The sequence below is a fragment of the Streptomyces sp. MB09-01 genome, from assembly GCF_033794505.1.
Classification (GTDB): Bacteria; Actinomycetota; Actinomycetes; order Streptomycetales; family Streptomycetaceae; genus Streptomyces.
Genome location: NZ_JARAYQ010000014.1, coordinates 40,843 through 54,560, shown reverse-complemented (window position 1 = coordinate 54,560; position 13,718 = coordinate 40,843). Strand labels below are relative to the sequence as shown.

The 13,718-nt window shown below is 70.4% G+C and carries 9 protein-coding genes; 3 read left to right on the top strand and 6 right to left on the bottom strand.

Going from position 1 to position 13,718, the window contains the following annotated elements; translation table 11 throughout:
• Nucleotides 1-9: 9 nt before the first annotated feature.
• Nucleotides 10-1,269 (bottom strand): IS701 family transposase, encoded by a 1,260-nt coding sequence (locus tag PV721_RS05305; RefSeq protein WP_319721653.1) that lies wholly within the window; start codon nt 1,267-1,269, stop codon nt 10-12.
• Between the two features lie 200 nt (nt 1,270-1,469).
• Entirely contained in the window at nt 1,470-2,678 is a 1,209-nt protein-coding gene (locus PV721_RS05300; RefSeq protein WP_319721631.1) for a right-handed parallel beta-helix repeat-containing protein, read from the bottom strand.
• Between the two features lie 2,047 nt (nt 2,679-4,725).
• On the opposite strand from PV721_RS05300, the gene PV721_RS05295 reads away from it, so the two are divergent.
• Entirely contained in the window at nt 4,726-5,130 is a 405-nt protein-coding gene (locus tag PV721_RS05295) for an FKBP-type peptidyl-prolyl cis-trans isomerase (RefSeq protein WP_319721629.1), read from the top strand.
• 105 nt (nt 5,131-5,235) lie between these two features.
• Here PV721_RS05295 and PV721_RS05290 read toward each other — a convergent pair whose 3' ends face one another.
• The 3 genes from PV721_RS05290 to PV721_RS05280 all read right to left on the bottom strand — a co-directional run bounded on the left by PV721_RS05290 (nt 5,236) and on the right by PV721_RS05280 (nt 9,040).
• Nucleotides 5,236-5,415 carry a hypothetical protein gene (locus PV721_RS05290; RefSeq protein ID WP_319721628.1) on the bottom strand — a complete coding sequence of 60 codons (180 nt, stop codon included), beginning with the start codon at nt 5,413-5,415 and terminating at the stop codon, nt 5,236-5,238.
• A gap of 191 nt (nt 5,416-5,606) precedes the next feature.
• Nucleotides 5,607-7,103, bottom strand: coding sequence for a DHA2 family efflux MFS transporter permease subunit (locus PV721_RS05285; RefSeq protein WP_319721627.1), 1,497 nt, complete (start codon nt 7,101-7,103; stop codon nt 5,607-5,609).
• Nucleotides 7,104-7,639: 536 nt separating this feature from the next.
• On the bottom strand, nt 7,640-9,040 hold the full coding sequence (locus PV721_RS05280) for a DUF5685 family protein (RefSeq protein ID WP_319721625.1): 1,401 nt from the start codon (nt 9,038-9,040) through the stop codon (nt 7,640-7,642).
• Nucleotides 9,041-9,515: 475 nt separating this feature from the next.
• On the opposite strand from PV721_RS05280, the gene PV721_RS05275 reads away from it, so the two are divergent.
• On the top strand, nt 9,516-11,369 hold the full coding sequence (locus PV721_RS05275) for a serine/threonine-protein kinase (protein WP_416371028.1): 1,854 nt from the start codon (nt 9,516-9,518) through the stop codon (nt 11,367-11,369).
• Nucleotides 11,370-11,525: 156 nt separating this feature from the next.
• Nucleotides 11,526-11,894: a hypothetical protein gene (locus PV721_RS05270; RefSeq protein WP_319721622.1), complete on the top strand. Its 369-nt coding sequence runs from the start codon at nt 11,526-11,528 to the stop codon at nt 11,892-11,894.
• A 120-nt stretch (nt 11,895-12,014) separates the two neighbouring features.
• On the opposite strand, the gene PV721_RS05265 is transcribed toward PV721_RS05270, so the two are convergent.
• Entirely contained in the window at nt 12,015-13,688 is a 1,674-nt protein-coding gene (locus tag PV721_RS05265) for a hypothetical protein (protein WP_319721621.1), read from the bottom strand.
• Nucleotides 13,689-13,718: the final 30 nt, after the last annotated feature.

Genomic DNA, 13,718 nt, shown 5'->3' with positions numbered 1-13,718 from the left:
TCGTGATCTTCATAAGTGGAGGGCTGCCTGACGGCGGTAGTGACTGCGGCGGGCGCGGGCTTGGTGGCGTCGCCGCCAGGTGGACCAGCGCAGTCGGTGGGCAGTGTCGCGGGCCGACCGGACGGTCAGCGCGGTGAACAGGCGCTGGATCTCATTGCAGGTGAGCGGGATCAGGCCGTCGGGGCTGGTCCCGTCGTCGGCCGGGGCCTGGTCGCGGCGTTCGCGGGCGGCGGTGATGGCGAGGAAGGCGTGGGCGAGCAGGGCCAGGGTGCCCCAGCGGTGCCAGGAGTCCCAGCGGCGCACTTGGTGCTCGTCCAGTCCCGCCAGTCCCTTCGAGCTCTGGAACGTCTCCTCCACCGTCCATCGGCTTCCCGCGACCCTGACCAGCGTGGACAGCGGCACCGGGCGGGCCGAGTAGCAGCGGTAGTAGGCCAGCTCGCCGGTCGTGCGGTTGCGGCGGATCACCAGGTGCTGATGGCCCGTCGGATCACCTGCGGTGATGGCGACCAACGCCCAGTCGTAGTAGCGGTGTCCCTTCGCCCCTTGTCCGGCGGACACTTTCTGCCAGGCCGGGCGCGGGATCCGTTTGGCGAGGTGGTCGGCGCGCTGGGTGCCGGCCGCGGTGGGGATGCGGTGGGTGCACGAGACCGCGAGCACGTAGCCGAGCCCGCGTGCCTCCAAAGCGGCCCGCAGTTTCGTGTTGTCGCCGTAGACCTCGTCGCCGGCCGCCCACGCGGCCGGGGCTCCGGCATTCAGGACGCGCTCGATCATCTGCTGGGCCAACTGAGGCTTGGTCGCGAAGCCGACCTCTTCTGGGACGGCGGCCTGTTCGCGTCGGTCAACGTCGCCGGTCCAGGACTTGGGCAGGTATAGGGCGCGGTCGATGCCAGCGTGACCGTGCCGGGAGGTGTAGGTGAGGTAGACGGCGACCTGGGCGTTCTCTACCCTGCCCGCGGTGCCGGTGTACTGGCGCTGCACGCCCAGGGTGCAGGTGCCCTTCTTCAGGTCGCCGGTCTCGTCGACCACCAGAACCGCTTGGTCGTCCGCGAGGTGCTCGAGCACGTAGTTGCGCAGGTCGTCGCGGACCAGGTCGGCGTCCCACTTCGCCCGCCCTAGCAGGTGCTGCAGCCCGTCCGGGGTGGCGTCCCCGACATGCTCGGCGATCGTCCAACAGTTCTTGCGCGGCAGGTCCGCCAGCAGGCCAAGCATCAACTGCCGTACCCGACGCCGGGGTTCAACCCGGACGAACCGACCGGCGATCCGGCCCATCAGGCATTCAAACGCCTCCCGCCAGCGGACAGGGGCCACGCTGTGGCCCGCGGCTACGGCACGATCTTCAGTCTTCACACGCCGATGATCAGTGGTGCCCGCATCCGTCTCAGTGCCGGCCTTCACCAGCGAGATCACGATCTACGGCTGGAGTACTATCCACAGGCATCGAGCCGGTGGATCCGGGCTCAGCAGTTCGATCAGAGGCAGATGCTGGGAGGGGCCGCGCTCGGGCCAATGTTGCGAACCCAGGTGTTGGCCGTGCCACCGGTGCCGGTGCCGGTGGTGTTGTCGCGGCAGTCGAGCATGCCGCTGCCGCGGGCGACGTTGAAGCTGATGGTGTTGCCCCCGTTGCCGCCGGCATCGATGCGGATGCCGTCGCCCGCGTTGCCGGTGGCGGTGTTGCGGGAGATGACGGAGTTCGCGAGGGAGTTCGCTGCCACGCTGATGCCGTGGCCGACGGTGCTTGATTCGGAGTTTCTGATGATGTTGCCGGTGATGGTGACGTTGGTGTTGGGCGAGAGGCCAAAGGCGTTGGCCCGCACGCCCAGGAAGCCCCTCTCAATGATATTGGAGGTGATCCTCAAGTTCGTATTGCTGTCGCCGAAGAAGATCCCGGGGGCGCCAAAGTTGTCCCGGATGATGTTGCTCCCTACGGCGACGTTGCTGGACTTGAAGATGAACGCAAAGGCCCTGTCCTCCAAGGATGTGTTTCTGTTTACTCTGACATTATCGACTCCTCCGGGTGCCAGTGCGTCCAGAAGGACACCAGAGTTCTCGTTACCGGAAAAGGTGTTATCTTCGATGTCCGCGTTCTTCAAGCCCGCATCCGAGTAGACTCCATTGCCGCTTGCGGAACCGGGTTCATTGTTCTGGCGAATACAGTTCTGTTCAACCTCGGAAAGGATTGCGCCGCTGGAGTTGAAATAGACTCCGAACACATTACCCTGGATCAAGTTCTGCCGCACTTGGTGGCCCGAGTGTGCCGCACTCATGACAATGCCATAACTCGAGGTATTGTTCTGAACGGTGAAGCGGGAGAACCTGATGCCGTTCTCCGCCAAGCGGACAGTGCCTGAACCGTCCGCCGACTGAATGATTGCCTGCCTAGTCGGATCCGGAGCTCCGGCCTGGCGGCACGCTGTCCCTCTGGGGGCGGCGGCCGGTCCGACCAACCGCAAGTTCGCCTTGTTCACGGTGACAACCTCATTGTATGTGCCGGCGCAGACCCTGATCTCGTCTCCCGGCGAGGCCGCGGTAATCGCTGCCTGGATCGTGGTGAAAGCTGCCCCCGGGCATTGCGCTCCGTTGTCATCCACAACGAGTACGACCTGAGCTGCCTGGCTGGGCACTACCGGGAAGACTGTAGCCGCTGCCACGCACACCACGACAAGAATGGTCTTCTTCATGGTCTTCTCCTTGACTCTCGGCGCAGACCGCGATCCGGTCATGCGGCAGTACAGTCGGCTAATGCTGTGACCTGGCAGCCGGACTGGTGAATTAGCTTCCATTTGCCGGACTCCATCAGTTACGTAAACTGAACGAAGCCCGGGCAAGCACACACTGATTGCGAAGCTAGGCGGGGTCACACTGGGTGTGCAAGCGGTAGTACTCCGTACGCGTCGCTGGGAGCTCCCAACACGATCACGGTTGGGCTCGCTTGAGGCGTCGCCCGTAGATGAGGGCCGCAGGCGATGGAGACGAAGGCGTCGTAGAGTTCGGTGCGGCGTTCCCAGCGGACGGCGAGTCGTTTGAACTGGTGGAATAGGGCGAGGTCTGCTCCACGACATAGCGGAGCTTGCCCATCTCCTTCGTGCTGGTCGTGGTCGCGCGGTACGGTCAGCCCGCGGCACGGCTCTCAGTGAATGGCGCCCGATCCTCCAACCGGGCGCCATTCACGTTTCGGCGCCACACCCGTCCGGCGCCACGAGGTGAAATCCCAGTCCGGGCGACCGGTGGAAGCCCGGACAAAGTCGCGCAGCTCCCTCAGGGTGCCGGCCGAGTAGATACCCTCCATGCGCTCCCGGATCACGTCCCGCCTGAAGCGCCCCGTCGAACCGGGCTGCTCGGAGCGCGGCCCGGTTCAGCCGGGCCCGGCGTGAGCGTCCCGCCACCTCGGCCACCATCAGCCGTTCCTGCCGGGCGCGGGGTGTCGCGCGTTCTGTGGGCGCCTGACGAGCTGGCTTACGGCGCACTCGCGGGCACGGTCCTGCTGCCGGATCGGATCCGCACCCGGAGCCGCCGGTGCCGTGGAGGGCCGGGCCTCCGTTGAATCTGCGCAGCTGCACACACCTGCCGTGGCGGACAGCCCGGAGCCGCCCGTGGCGGCGGAGCAGCGGTGCGGGCGGGTCCGGTGGCGCGGACGTCCTGCCGTCGCCTGCCACCCGCCTCCCCGAAGGGGACGTGAGGCCCGTAACCGGAGCGGGGCCCACCAGACAGAGGACCTGCCCCCCTTCTGCGACAGTGAAGCGAGCGACGGGGCATGCCCTTGCCCGCCCAGGAACGGGGCCCCGTAGTCGTCGAAATTCCTGAAGCGTGTGGCGATGTTGATCTCGTCGACCTCCACGTCCGCCAGGCCGGCCGCTCGCAGGAACTCGTCCAGCTCCCGACTGCCCTCGTCCAGGGAGACTGCGGTTCCCAGAAGTAGCGGATGAGTTCCATGCCTCCCTGGGTGTAATCCCAGAGGTACGCGGGGAGCGTGCCGCCAGGGCGCAGGATGCGGGCCATCCCTGCGACGGCCGGTCAGGAGCAGGGACGAAGCCGCTGTTCGCCACCGACGCCCGCCGTCCGGGAACGGCAGCCTCATCGCATCGCCGCGTACGAACTGGGCCCGGGAATCCGTGACGTGCACCGCACAGCCCTCGACTCGAAAGACGCGGACATCGCCTTGCTCGTGGGCCCGATATAACGGCGGCCGCGAACTCGGGCCGGCGGGGCACGCTTGTCGCCAGGGACATCGTGGAGGGCAGGACCCCAGCTCGCCTGACTGCGCCGGGCTCCCCGCTCCCCATCGCTACCAGAACTTCCCGCCCCACCCCATCCCGCCGCCCCAGGACCGCACGCTCCGCGATCCGGACCATTTCCGGACGAGCCTCCTCCAAGGAGCCATACCAACTGCCGTTTGCCCTGGTCAGCATGGGTGCAGCTGCTGTACCACCAGGAGACCACGAACATGCTGGTCTCCTACTCCCCGAAGAAGCTCGGCTTCTTCTAGAGGTACAAAAGGAGGCGCCTGACCTGGGCTTTTGCCCGTCAGGCGCCTCCTGTGCGATTTCCTGGGCTGATCCACGACGCGGTCGGCGTTCATCGGCCATGTGAAAGATCATCACGTGTGGCCGGTGGACGCGGTGTGCTCCGGGGATCGGCATTCTCGGTAGCGTGACCACTACGGCATGGGATGTCCATGGGTCCGGCCGGTCCGTGCGGGGATTGTCGACGGAGAGTGATGAGGCTGCAATGAGTGAACTGACGAAGCCCGAGGTCGACGTTCCTAAGGGTGACGCTCCTACCGAGCTGACCATCCGGGACCTGGTCGTCGGGAACGGAGCCGAGGCGAAGCCGGGCATGGTGATCAAGGTCCACTACGTGGGGGTGGCCTTCGAGTCCGGGAAGGAGTTCGACGCCTCCTGGGAACGGGGCCAGCCGTTCAAGTTCGCCCTGGGCAGCGGCAGGGTCATCAAGGGCTGGGACCGGGGGGTGAGGGGGATGAAGGTCGGCGGCCGGCGCGAGATCATCGTTCCCCCGCGTCTCGGCTACGGCAATCAGTCGCCCTCGCCGCTGATCCCGGCGGGCTCGACCCTGGTCTTCGTCGTGGACCTGCTCGACTCGTATTCCAGCACAACCGGGTGGAGCAACGCCTAGTACGTCGGCGCCGGTCTGCATGCCGGAGGACGCGATGGCATGGCCGACCGGGCCACAAGGCCGAAGGCTGTCGGGCAGAGCGCGTGACGTCCGCTCCCGCCCCCGTCACCTCGTGACCCTAGGGCGGGCCGCCCGCTGGTCCCGTTGTGCGGGCACGAAGGCGGGTGGCCTCTGGCCGTCCCCGGCAGGGCCGGCGTCCCCGTGCTTCCCCTGCGGGTCGTAGGCGCAGGGCATGCCGGCGCCGCCGGTGAAGTACTCCCGGTCCGGGTACCAGGTGAAGGACATCCGCTCGTCGCCGTCGTCCGCTGGAGAACGAGTCCCAGTCCCTGCCCTGCTCGCCCTTGCCCACCGCAGACAGGCCAGGCCGCCAGCGGACCCGGCGCTGCTGGTCGCCGGGTCCGACCGGACGGGTCATGGGCCGCGGTCGATCCGTGCCCCCCTCGTCGCGGCGAGCACCGGGCCGGTCCTCCAGGGCGTCAGGTGGGTGTGTGGGCGGTTTTGTTCGCCGTGGTGCCGTCCTCGTCCTGGGCTTCCGACGCAGGCTGTTGCGGAGCGGGCGGGGTGCGGATCAGCAACGCGACCAGCACGGCCAGGGCGCCGAGCACGGCGCCGATGCCGAATCCCCACCGGATGCCCGTGGCGAGGGCGCCGGTGGTGTCGGCGCCGTCGGCTGCTGCCGCGGCGGCCCGTCCCGACATGACGCTGATGACCAGGGCGGTGCCGGCGGCGGCCGCGACTTGTTGGAGCGAGCCCAGGATGGCGGAGCCGTGGGGGTAGAGGTGCGGCGGCAGGACGGACAGGCCGGAGGTGAAGACGGGGGTGAAGACGAACGCCATGCCCGCACTGAGGGCCACGTGAAGGGCGAGCACCAGCCAGGGCGAGGTCTGTTCGCCCGTGAGGGCGAACAGCGCGAGACAAAGCGCCGTGAGTACGGCTCCGGGTACGACCAGGCGTGGTGCGCCGAATCGGTCGTAGAGCTTGCCGACCTGTGGTCCGAGCAGGCCCATGGTCACGCCGCCGGGGATGAGGAGCAGCCCGGTCTGCAGTGAGGTCAGGCCGCACACCTCCTGCAGATAGATCGGCAGCAGGATGAACGCACCCATGAGGGCCATGAAGGACAGGCACATCAGGGCGAGGGCCACGGAGAAGTGACGGAACGTCAGAGCCCGCAGGTCCAGCAGCGGTGCGGACGAGCGCTGCAGTGCCAGCTGTCGCCATACGAACAGGCCTACCAGCACGGCGCCGACCAGGGTCGTGGCCTCCGGGGGCACGGGGGCCTGGGCCTCGTCCCCGGCACCGAGCCCGCTCAGGCCGTAGACCAGGGCGCCGAAGCCCGCTGCCGCCAGGGGGACGGACAACCAGTCGATCGGGCCGGCCTGCGGCTCGCCGATGTTGACCAGTTTGCGCCGGCCGAACAGGGCCATGGCTCCGGCGATGGGAAGCACGGCCAAGAACAGCAGGCGCCATGACCCCAGCTGCAGCAGCACACCGGAGACGGCGGGGCCGAGGGCGGGTGCGACGGAGATGACGAGGGTGATGTTGCCCATGACGCGGCCGCGGTCGTGCGGGGGCACGAGGGTCATCAGCGTCGTCATGAGCAGCGGCATCATGACGGCGGTGCCGCTGGCCTGGATGACGCGGGCGGCCAGCAGTACGGGGAAGGCGGGCGCGGCCGCGGCCAGAGCCGTGCCGGCGAGGAACAGTGCCATGGCGAGGCCGAAGGCGGTCCGAGTCGTCACGCGCTGGAGGAACCAGCCCGTCACCGGGATGACGACAGCCATGGTGAGCATGAAGGCCGTGGACAGCCACCCTGCGGCTGCCGCGGTGACCTCGAAATCGCGCATGAGCCGCGGGATCGCGTTGACCATGATCGTCTCGTTGAGGAGGACGACGAACGTGGACAGCACGAGAATCCGCAGCACGGCGGTGACGCGGGCGGGCGAGAGGGTGGGTGTTGCGTGTGGTGCGGGCATGGTGCCTTCCGTCCTGTGAGTGTCCTCCGCACGTGGGCAGGTCACACTGACAGACTGCGGCGCCGGGAAGAACTCATCGGTGTTCTCCCATCCTGTCGGTGCCGCCGCCCGAGCTCAAACCATTTTGCCGACCCGGAACGGCCGGGACACGGCTTCGCGAGTCGGGCCGGCGCCGAGATCCAGGACGACCGGCAGCGAGCACCCTTCCTTCCGGGCGCCTGGACCGAGGTCTTCCGCCGCGCTGCCGCCCCCCATGCGGCCCCCGCTGCAGCACTCGCGGCCACGTGCCACGAGGCCGCCCTCGAAGGCCGCCGGAAGATCTGCCGAGCGGGCCTCGGTCAGCGCCGGCTTGTCCATTCAGCCGTCCACCCTGCTGCGCTTCCAGGCTGGTCACCACCCCCCGCTGAAGCTTCAGCGGGGCCGGGTCGCACGGGTGTAGGCGGTACAGCCGGTGCGTACGCCGTCGTCGACGCACAGTGCCGAGTAGTTCGGCACCCGGTTCCCCACCGGGCGGGGAACCGGGCTCATCCGTCGTTTCAGTCGCAGCAGTCGCAGCAGCACTTGCACGGATTGCAGCAGCCACCGCCGCCGCAGCCGTCACCCGAGCCACCGCCGGAACCGCCGGAACCACCGGAACCACCGGAGCCACTGGACCCGTGACCGCCGCCAGAACCGCCGGAGGAGCCACCCGAGTTGCCGCCGCCTTGGCCGCCGAACCAGCCGTCACTCCCGGAACCGTCCCTGCCGGAACCGTCGCGGTTCGAGCCGCCGTTGCGGTTGCCGTCGCCGAACTGGATGGGCTCTCCGTCATCCTGGCCGGCGTCTTCGTTGCAGCGGCAGCACCTGGAGCACAACCTGCAATCGCCGCACAACCGGCCCCACTCGCCACACCGCCGGCACTGCCCCTCCGACGGCCGGCCCGACGCCATCGCCCCGCCCTCCGGGGCCGCGCCCGCAAGCTCCCCTACGCCGCAGGCCGTGCCCGTGCCGGTCCCCGAGGGCGTTTCCGCCTCCGCACGGCGTCCCAGCCAGGGCAGCATGCGCAGGCCCCGCACCTGGCGGCGGTGCTGATGGTGACGGTGTCGAGGGTCGAAGACCCGATCGACGGCACGCTCCAACTCGCCGCCCAGGAGCACCCGTACCAGCCGACCGTCGACGAAAACAGCGTCGGACAGGGCGAGTCGGATGCCACGGACGGCGTCGTCGCAGAGCCCGCGCACCTCGGCGCGGTCCGCGCCGGTCACGGCGATCGGGTTCCACGCGCCGGACGCCTCGTCCGCGTCCAGGTCCTCCACCGCGTCCAGCAGATGCGCCAGCCGACCGAACAGACGGCCGGCCTCCGCCAGCGGCTCGGCGTTGCCCGGGCGGTCCGTGAGCACTGCGGTGTACGCGAAGGCGGCGGCGGTGGCCGTCTCCGCGGGCTCCGTGACCGTCAGCAGCGAGCCACCGGGGCGGGTCGACCGCTCGATGTCCGGCTGGCGCTCGACCGCCCGGAGCAGCAGCGCGGTGTCGAAGCCGAGTCGTTCGCCGCCTGCGACGCCCGCACGGTCCCAGTTGTGGGCGATCCGGCGTGCCGCCAGCGCCACCGGGCGGCGCCCCACCAGGCCGTCGCCATCGGCCACGTGGTCACGCATCTTCGCTGCGGCCAGCACCAGCGACACCGTCGCCGCCAGCCGCGCACCCTCACCCTGCGCCACGTCCGCCGACCGCATCCCGCGCAGCGGGCACGGTCCGGCACCTCGCCGCCAGTCCCCGGTACGCTCCGACTGCGCTTCGGTCAGCACCGAGACGATCAGCCCGTCGTAGTTGGTGGCCACCCTCGCGAACTGGCCGTACTCGCTGCGCAAGGTCAGGCACAGCCCGCACAGATGCGCCATCCACTCGGTACGCAAGCCCTCGCCCAGGCGATGACGGCATGGCCTGATGATTCCGAACACCGAAGTTCTCCCCCGTAGGAACAGCTACCCGGACGCATCCGGTCGGGCGGCTCACGGACGCACGACTGCGCATGGGCACGCCCCAGCGTGACGTCAACCGCATGTGACATCAACGCGCGGCCGACATCCTAGAGGGTCCCTTCCGAGGGGGGTCAGCGGAGTCGAGCACGACCGCGTCCGAGGTCGTTGCGTGACGAACAACCAGGAGCGCCCTCGCAACAGCCCTCCAGACGCGATCGACGGCCTACCGAAGAGGCGGCCGGACTCGGCACCGCGGCGACCGGCCGCGGGGTTCGCGCGCAGGCGGTCGCCGACCTTACCGCCGGGACCGGTGCCCGCGACGCCGCGGCCCGATCCACCAACTGCCTGAGCCGGTCCGGTGGTCCGGGGCGGGGTGGTCCTGGCATTGGGTACGCTCTCGGTTGACTTCGGGGCGCCGGCAGGTGCTGCATCGCCGCAATCAGAGATGGATCCCATGGGCAGCGCACCTTCCGCCGACTTCTTCCAGCCGCTCAAGGCGGACGACCCGGCCGTCGTGGGCGGCTACCGCCTGGCGGCCGTGCTGGGCGCGGGCGGCATGGGCAAGGTCTACCTCTCCTACACGCCGGGCGGTCGGCCCATCGCCATCAAGGTGATCCGGCCCGAGTTCAGCGAGGACCCCGAGTTCCGGCGGCGCTTCCAACAGGAGGTGCGGGCCGCGGAGCGGGTCCAGGGGCTCTACACCGCACCGGTCATCGACTCGGACACCGAGGGCCCCCAGCCCTGGCTGGCCACCGCCTACGTACCCGGCCCCTCGCTCGCCCACGCCGTCGCCCGGCACGGCGCGCTGCCGGTGCGCAGCGTGCTGCTCTTGACCGTCGGGGTCGCCGAGGCGCTGCACGTCATCCACGGCGCGGGCATCGTCCACCGGGACCTGAAGCCCGCCAACGTGCTGCTCGCCTCCGACGGCCCGCGCGTCATCGACTTCGGCATCGCCCGGGCCGCCGACTCCACCGCTCTGACCAGTACCGGCGTCAGCGTCGGCACCCCGGCGTTCATGGCGCCCGAACAGGCCTCGGCCGGCACGGTCACCCCGGCCACCGACGTCTTCGCCCTCGGGCAGATCGCGGCCTTCACCGCGATCGGGGCCTCTGTCTTCGGCGACGGGCCCTCGCACGCGGTGCTCTACCGGATCGTGCACGAGGACCCCGACCTCAGCGCCCTGCCGGAGGAGTTGCGGCCGGTGGTGACCCGCTGCCTCAGCCGCGATCCGGCCGACCGCCCGACCCTGGCCGAGGTCATCGAGCTGTGCAACGCGGCCTCGGAGGCCCCGCTGCGCCAGGGCGAGGACTGGTTGCCGCAGGCCGTCGCCGGTTCCCTCACCGAGCGGCTGCGGCTGCCCGCGCCGGCGCCCACCCCGCCGCCGCAGCCGCCGACGGCCGCGCCGACTCCGACGCCGACTCCGACGGAGGTCTCGCCGCACTCACCGGCCGCCCCGGCTGCGCCTGCGGCACCCGCCGCCTCGCCCGGGTACCCGCCGACCGGTGTGGCCGCCGCGCCGACGCAGACAGCTCCGGCGCCGGGGGCGCCGGGCGCCGTGCCGCCGGGCTACCCGACGCCGCCCCCGTACGCGCAGGCTTCGTATCCGCCGCCGCAGCACAACCGGCCGCAGTACAGCCAACCCCAGTACACGCAGCCCACGTACGCCCCGGGCCACAGCATGCCGCCGCCGTTCCACACCCAGGGCTTCGTTCCCGGTCCGCCCGCTCCGCCGCGCGCCAAGCGGACGGGGCTGATCGTCATCGGGGCGGTGGCGGCGGCGGTCATCGGGCTCGCGGTCATCGGGTCCCTGCTGCCGGACGGCTCCGGCAAGGGCGGGGGCGACAAGGCGTCGGGCGGCGGCAGCACCTCGCAGAAGCGGCCCGACCCGCAGCCGGTCTCGTACCAGGGCATCGACGTGCCCCAGAACCACCAGCTGATGTTCGCCGACAATCCGCCGCGTCCGGCCGAGGAGCCGACCGGCGCCGGGGTGCTCTACGGGCACGGCGACCTCTTCTACTACCGGGACATCCTGTTCGGGGACGAGAAGTTCGGTACCAGGAACGGCAAGCTCGTCCTGCTGAACAACTCCGAGAAGGGCTCCCTGGAGACCTGCCGCGCCGTGACCCGCTTCACCGAGAAGATCGGCCTCGACCAGCTCACGGACGGGTCGGAGGTCTGCGTGCTGAGCAAGGCCGGCCACATCACCCTGGCGACCTTCCGCGGCAGGTCGGGCGGCAAGAACGAGACCGCCTTCATCAGCGTCGACCTGACGGTCTGGCGCAATGCCGAGGCCGCCGCGAAGAACTGAGGGGCCGTTGCGCAGGTGGATCCTCGCGTCGACGATCCGGCGCCCGGAGCAGCCCATGTCCTTGCCGGGGCGGTCGAACTCGTCGACGATGCTTTCGAGCCCCGGCCTTCCGGATCCCGCCGGGCCCGGCTCGGGCAGGGGAGAACAGGGGAGACAGTGACAACGAACAGCAATCCGAAGAAACGCCCGAGGGTCGCGGCAGCGATCGTCCCGCTCTTGGTGCTCGCCGGGCTGCTCCTGGGTCCTGCGGCAACCGCCTCGGCGGCCGCTCCGGCCGCCCGGCAGGCTCCTGCCGCCGCGGCGCTGCCGCAGGGTGGTGTCCTCGCCGGCGCCGGCGTGGCAACCGGTCTCCAGGCACCGATGTCGTCCCAGGCCCGGGCCATCACCGGGACCAAGAAGGGCAAGAAGAAGAGCAAGAAGAAGAGCGGCCTGTTCAAGAATCTCTTGATCGTCGTGGTCGTCGTCATCGTGCTGCTCGTCGTCCTGTACGGGGTTCGCCGGGCTCTGCGCCGCCGGTCCGCCTAGGAAACGGCACCGGGACGATGCGTCATCGCCCGGCCCGCCCGAACGGTCCGGACCCCGGCCCTCCTTGGTCCTCCCTCGCCCTGACGCTCCGACCGTCCCGTGCGCGTCGCGAGGGCGGCGCTACGGAAGCGCAAGCACCCTGTCGATGCGTGCCCGGATCTCCTCGTCCTCGAGGAACGCCCGGTAGTCGCCGTACTCCGAGTGTCGGCGGTCCGCGCCCGCCAGTGCCGTGAGTGCTTCCCGGACCGGTGGGGCGAGGTGTCCAGGCCGGGCGAGCACGTCGAGGGCGGTGGCGAGCGTCCAGTGCCACTGCCCGTCGGTGGCGTACGCCAGCACCGTCGCCTCCGCCTGCGCCGGTTCCAGCTCCGGTGGTTCCCACCGGTACGGGTACGGCTCGAGCTCACCGGGCAGCAGCGGCTTCTCGCCCCACGTGTGGAGGACCTCTCGGAGGTCCCCGACCAGCCACCCCGCGCGGGAGACCTCGTCCCGAAAGGCTTCTCGTACCGCGGGCAGGAGCACTCCGGCGTGCGCGCGCAGGGGCCGGAGGACGTCGGCGACGTCCGGCTGCCGCGGGTCGCTCAGGGCATAGCCTCGGCCCTGCATGTCCCGGTAGGGCGCGACGAGCCGTTCGACGAGATCGGGCAGGGCCCGAAGGTCCCCGATCCGGGTCAGGGCCCACCGCGCGTGGTCACCGACGGTGCCGTCGAAGAACCGCGATTCGCCGGGGTCTTCGAGGAGGGCGGCGAGCCGGTCGGCGTACGGGGCCGCCCTGGGACCGAGCACCGCCAGCAGGTGCGCGGCCTTGTAGCGCACGTCGTCGTCCGGGTCGGCCAGCAGCCCGGCCGCCAGCTGCAGTACGGCCGCTGCCGCGGAGGGCCGGACCGACAACAGCCGCCACGCCTCGTCCAGCGCGCACCGGCGCAGCTCCGCATCGCCGATCCGGATCCCGGTCTCGGCCAGTGCGGCCACGAACGAGGTCGCCACCGTCGGGTCGGACTCCAGCAGTTCCACGACCCAGGCCGCGACGTCGTTGCGCTCGTACGGTGTGTCGCAGTCCAGGGTGTACCAGACCTGCCCGAACTCCGGGGCGAGTACGGGATCGGTGAGGATCTCCAACAGCATGGGGCGGGCACGCAGCACGGCCTGCGGGTCCAGAGAAGCTGCGGCGATCACGGCCGCCACCCGCAGAACCGGGTTCTCGCCGTGGAGTGCGCCGTCCAGCACGGCCCGTACCTCGGCGTCCGTGGCCTCGGTGGTGTCCGTAGGCTCCGTAGGCTCCTCGGCGGCCGCGGCCCGGCCCAGCGCCAGCAAGAGGGTCACCCGCACCGAGAGGTCCGTCTCCTCGTACCACCGCTCCAGCAGGGGGCCGGTCCGGTCGGCGATCAACTGGAGCGCGGTCCTCCGCACCACGGGATCCCCGTCGTCGAACAGCTTCCGCAGACGGGGCCACTGCCGCCGCCACGCCGCTGCCCGTGCGGAGTCGGCCGCGCCGTCGCACGCCAGGTGCGCCAGCAGATCGACCAGGGCCGGCCGTGCGGCCGTTTCCGGGGCCAGGGCGAGGCCCACCACGAACGGCAGCGCAGCCGTGCCCACGTCGGTGCCGCGCCCCGGAGTCCGCTCCGGGGCCAGCAGGAGGTCCTGCAGGTCTCCGGACGCCCGCTCCACCGCCTCCGGACGGGTGGTGGCATCCGCCCCGGCGATCCGGCGCAGCACCTTCGGCACGTCGGTGGCCGGACGGTCCGGCCCCACCGCCTCCAGCGCCCGCCAGTCCACCGCGTCCAGCGCCTCCCACATGTCCCCCACCTCACTCCCCAGTGGCCATCC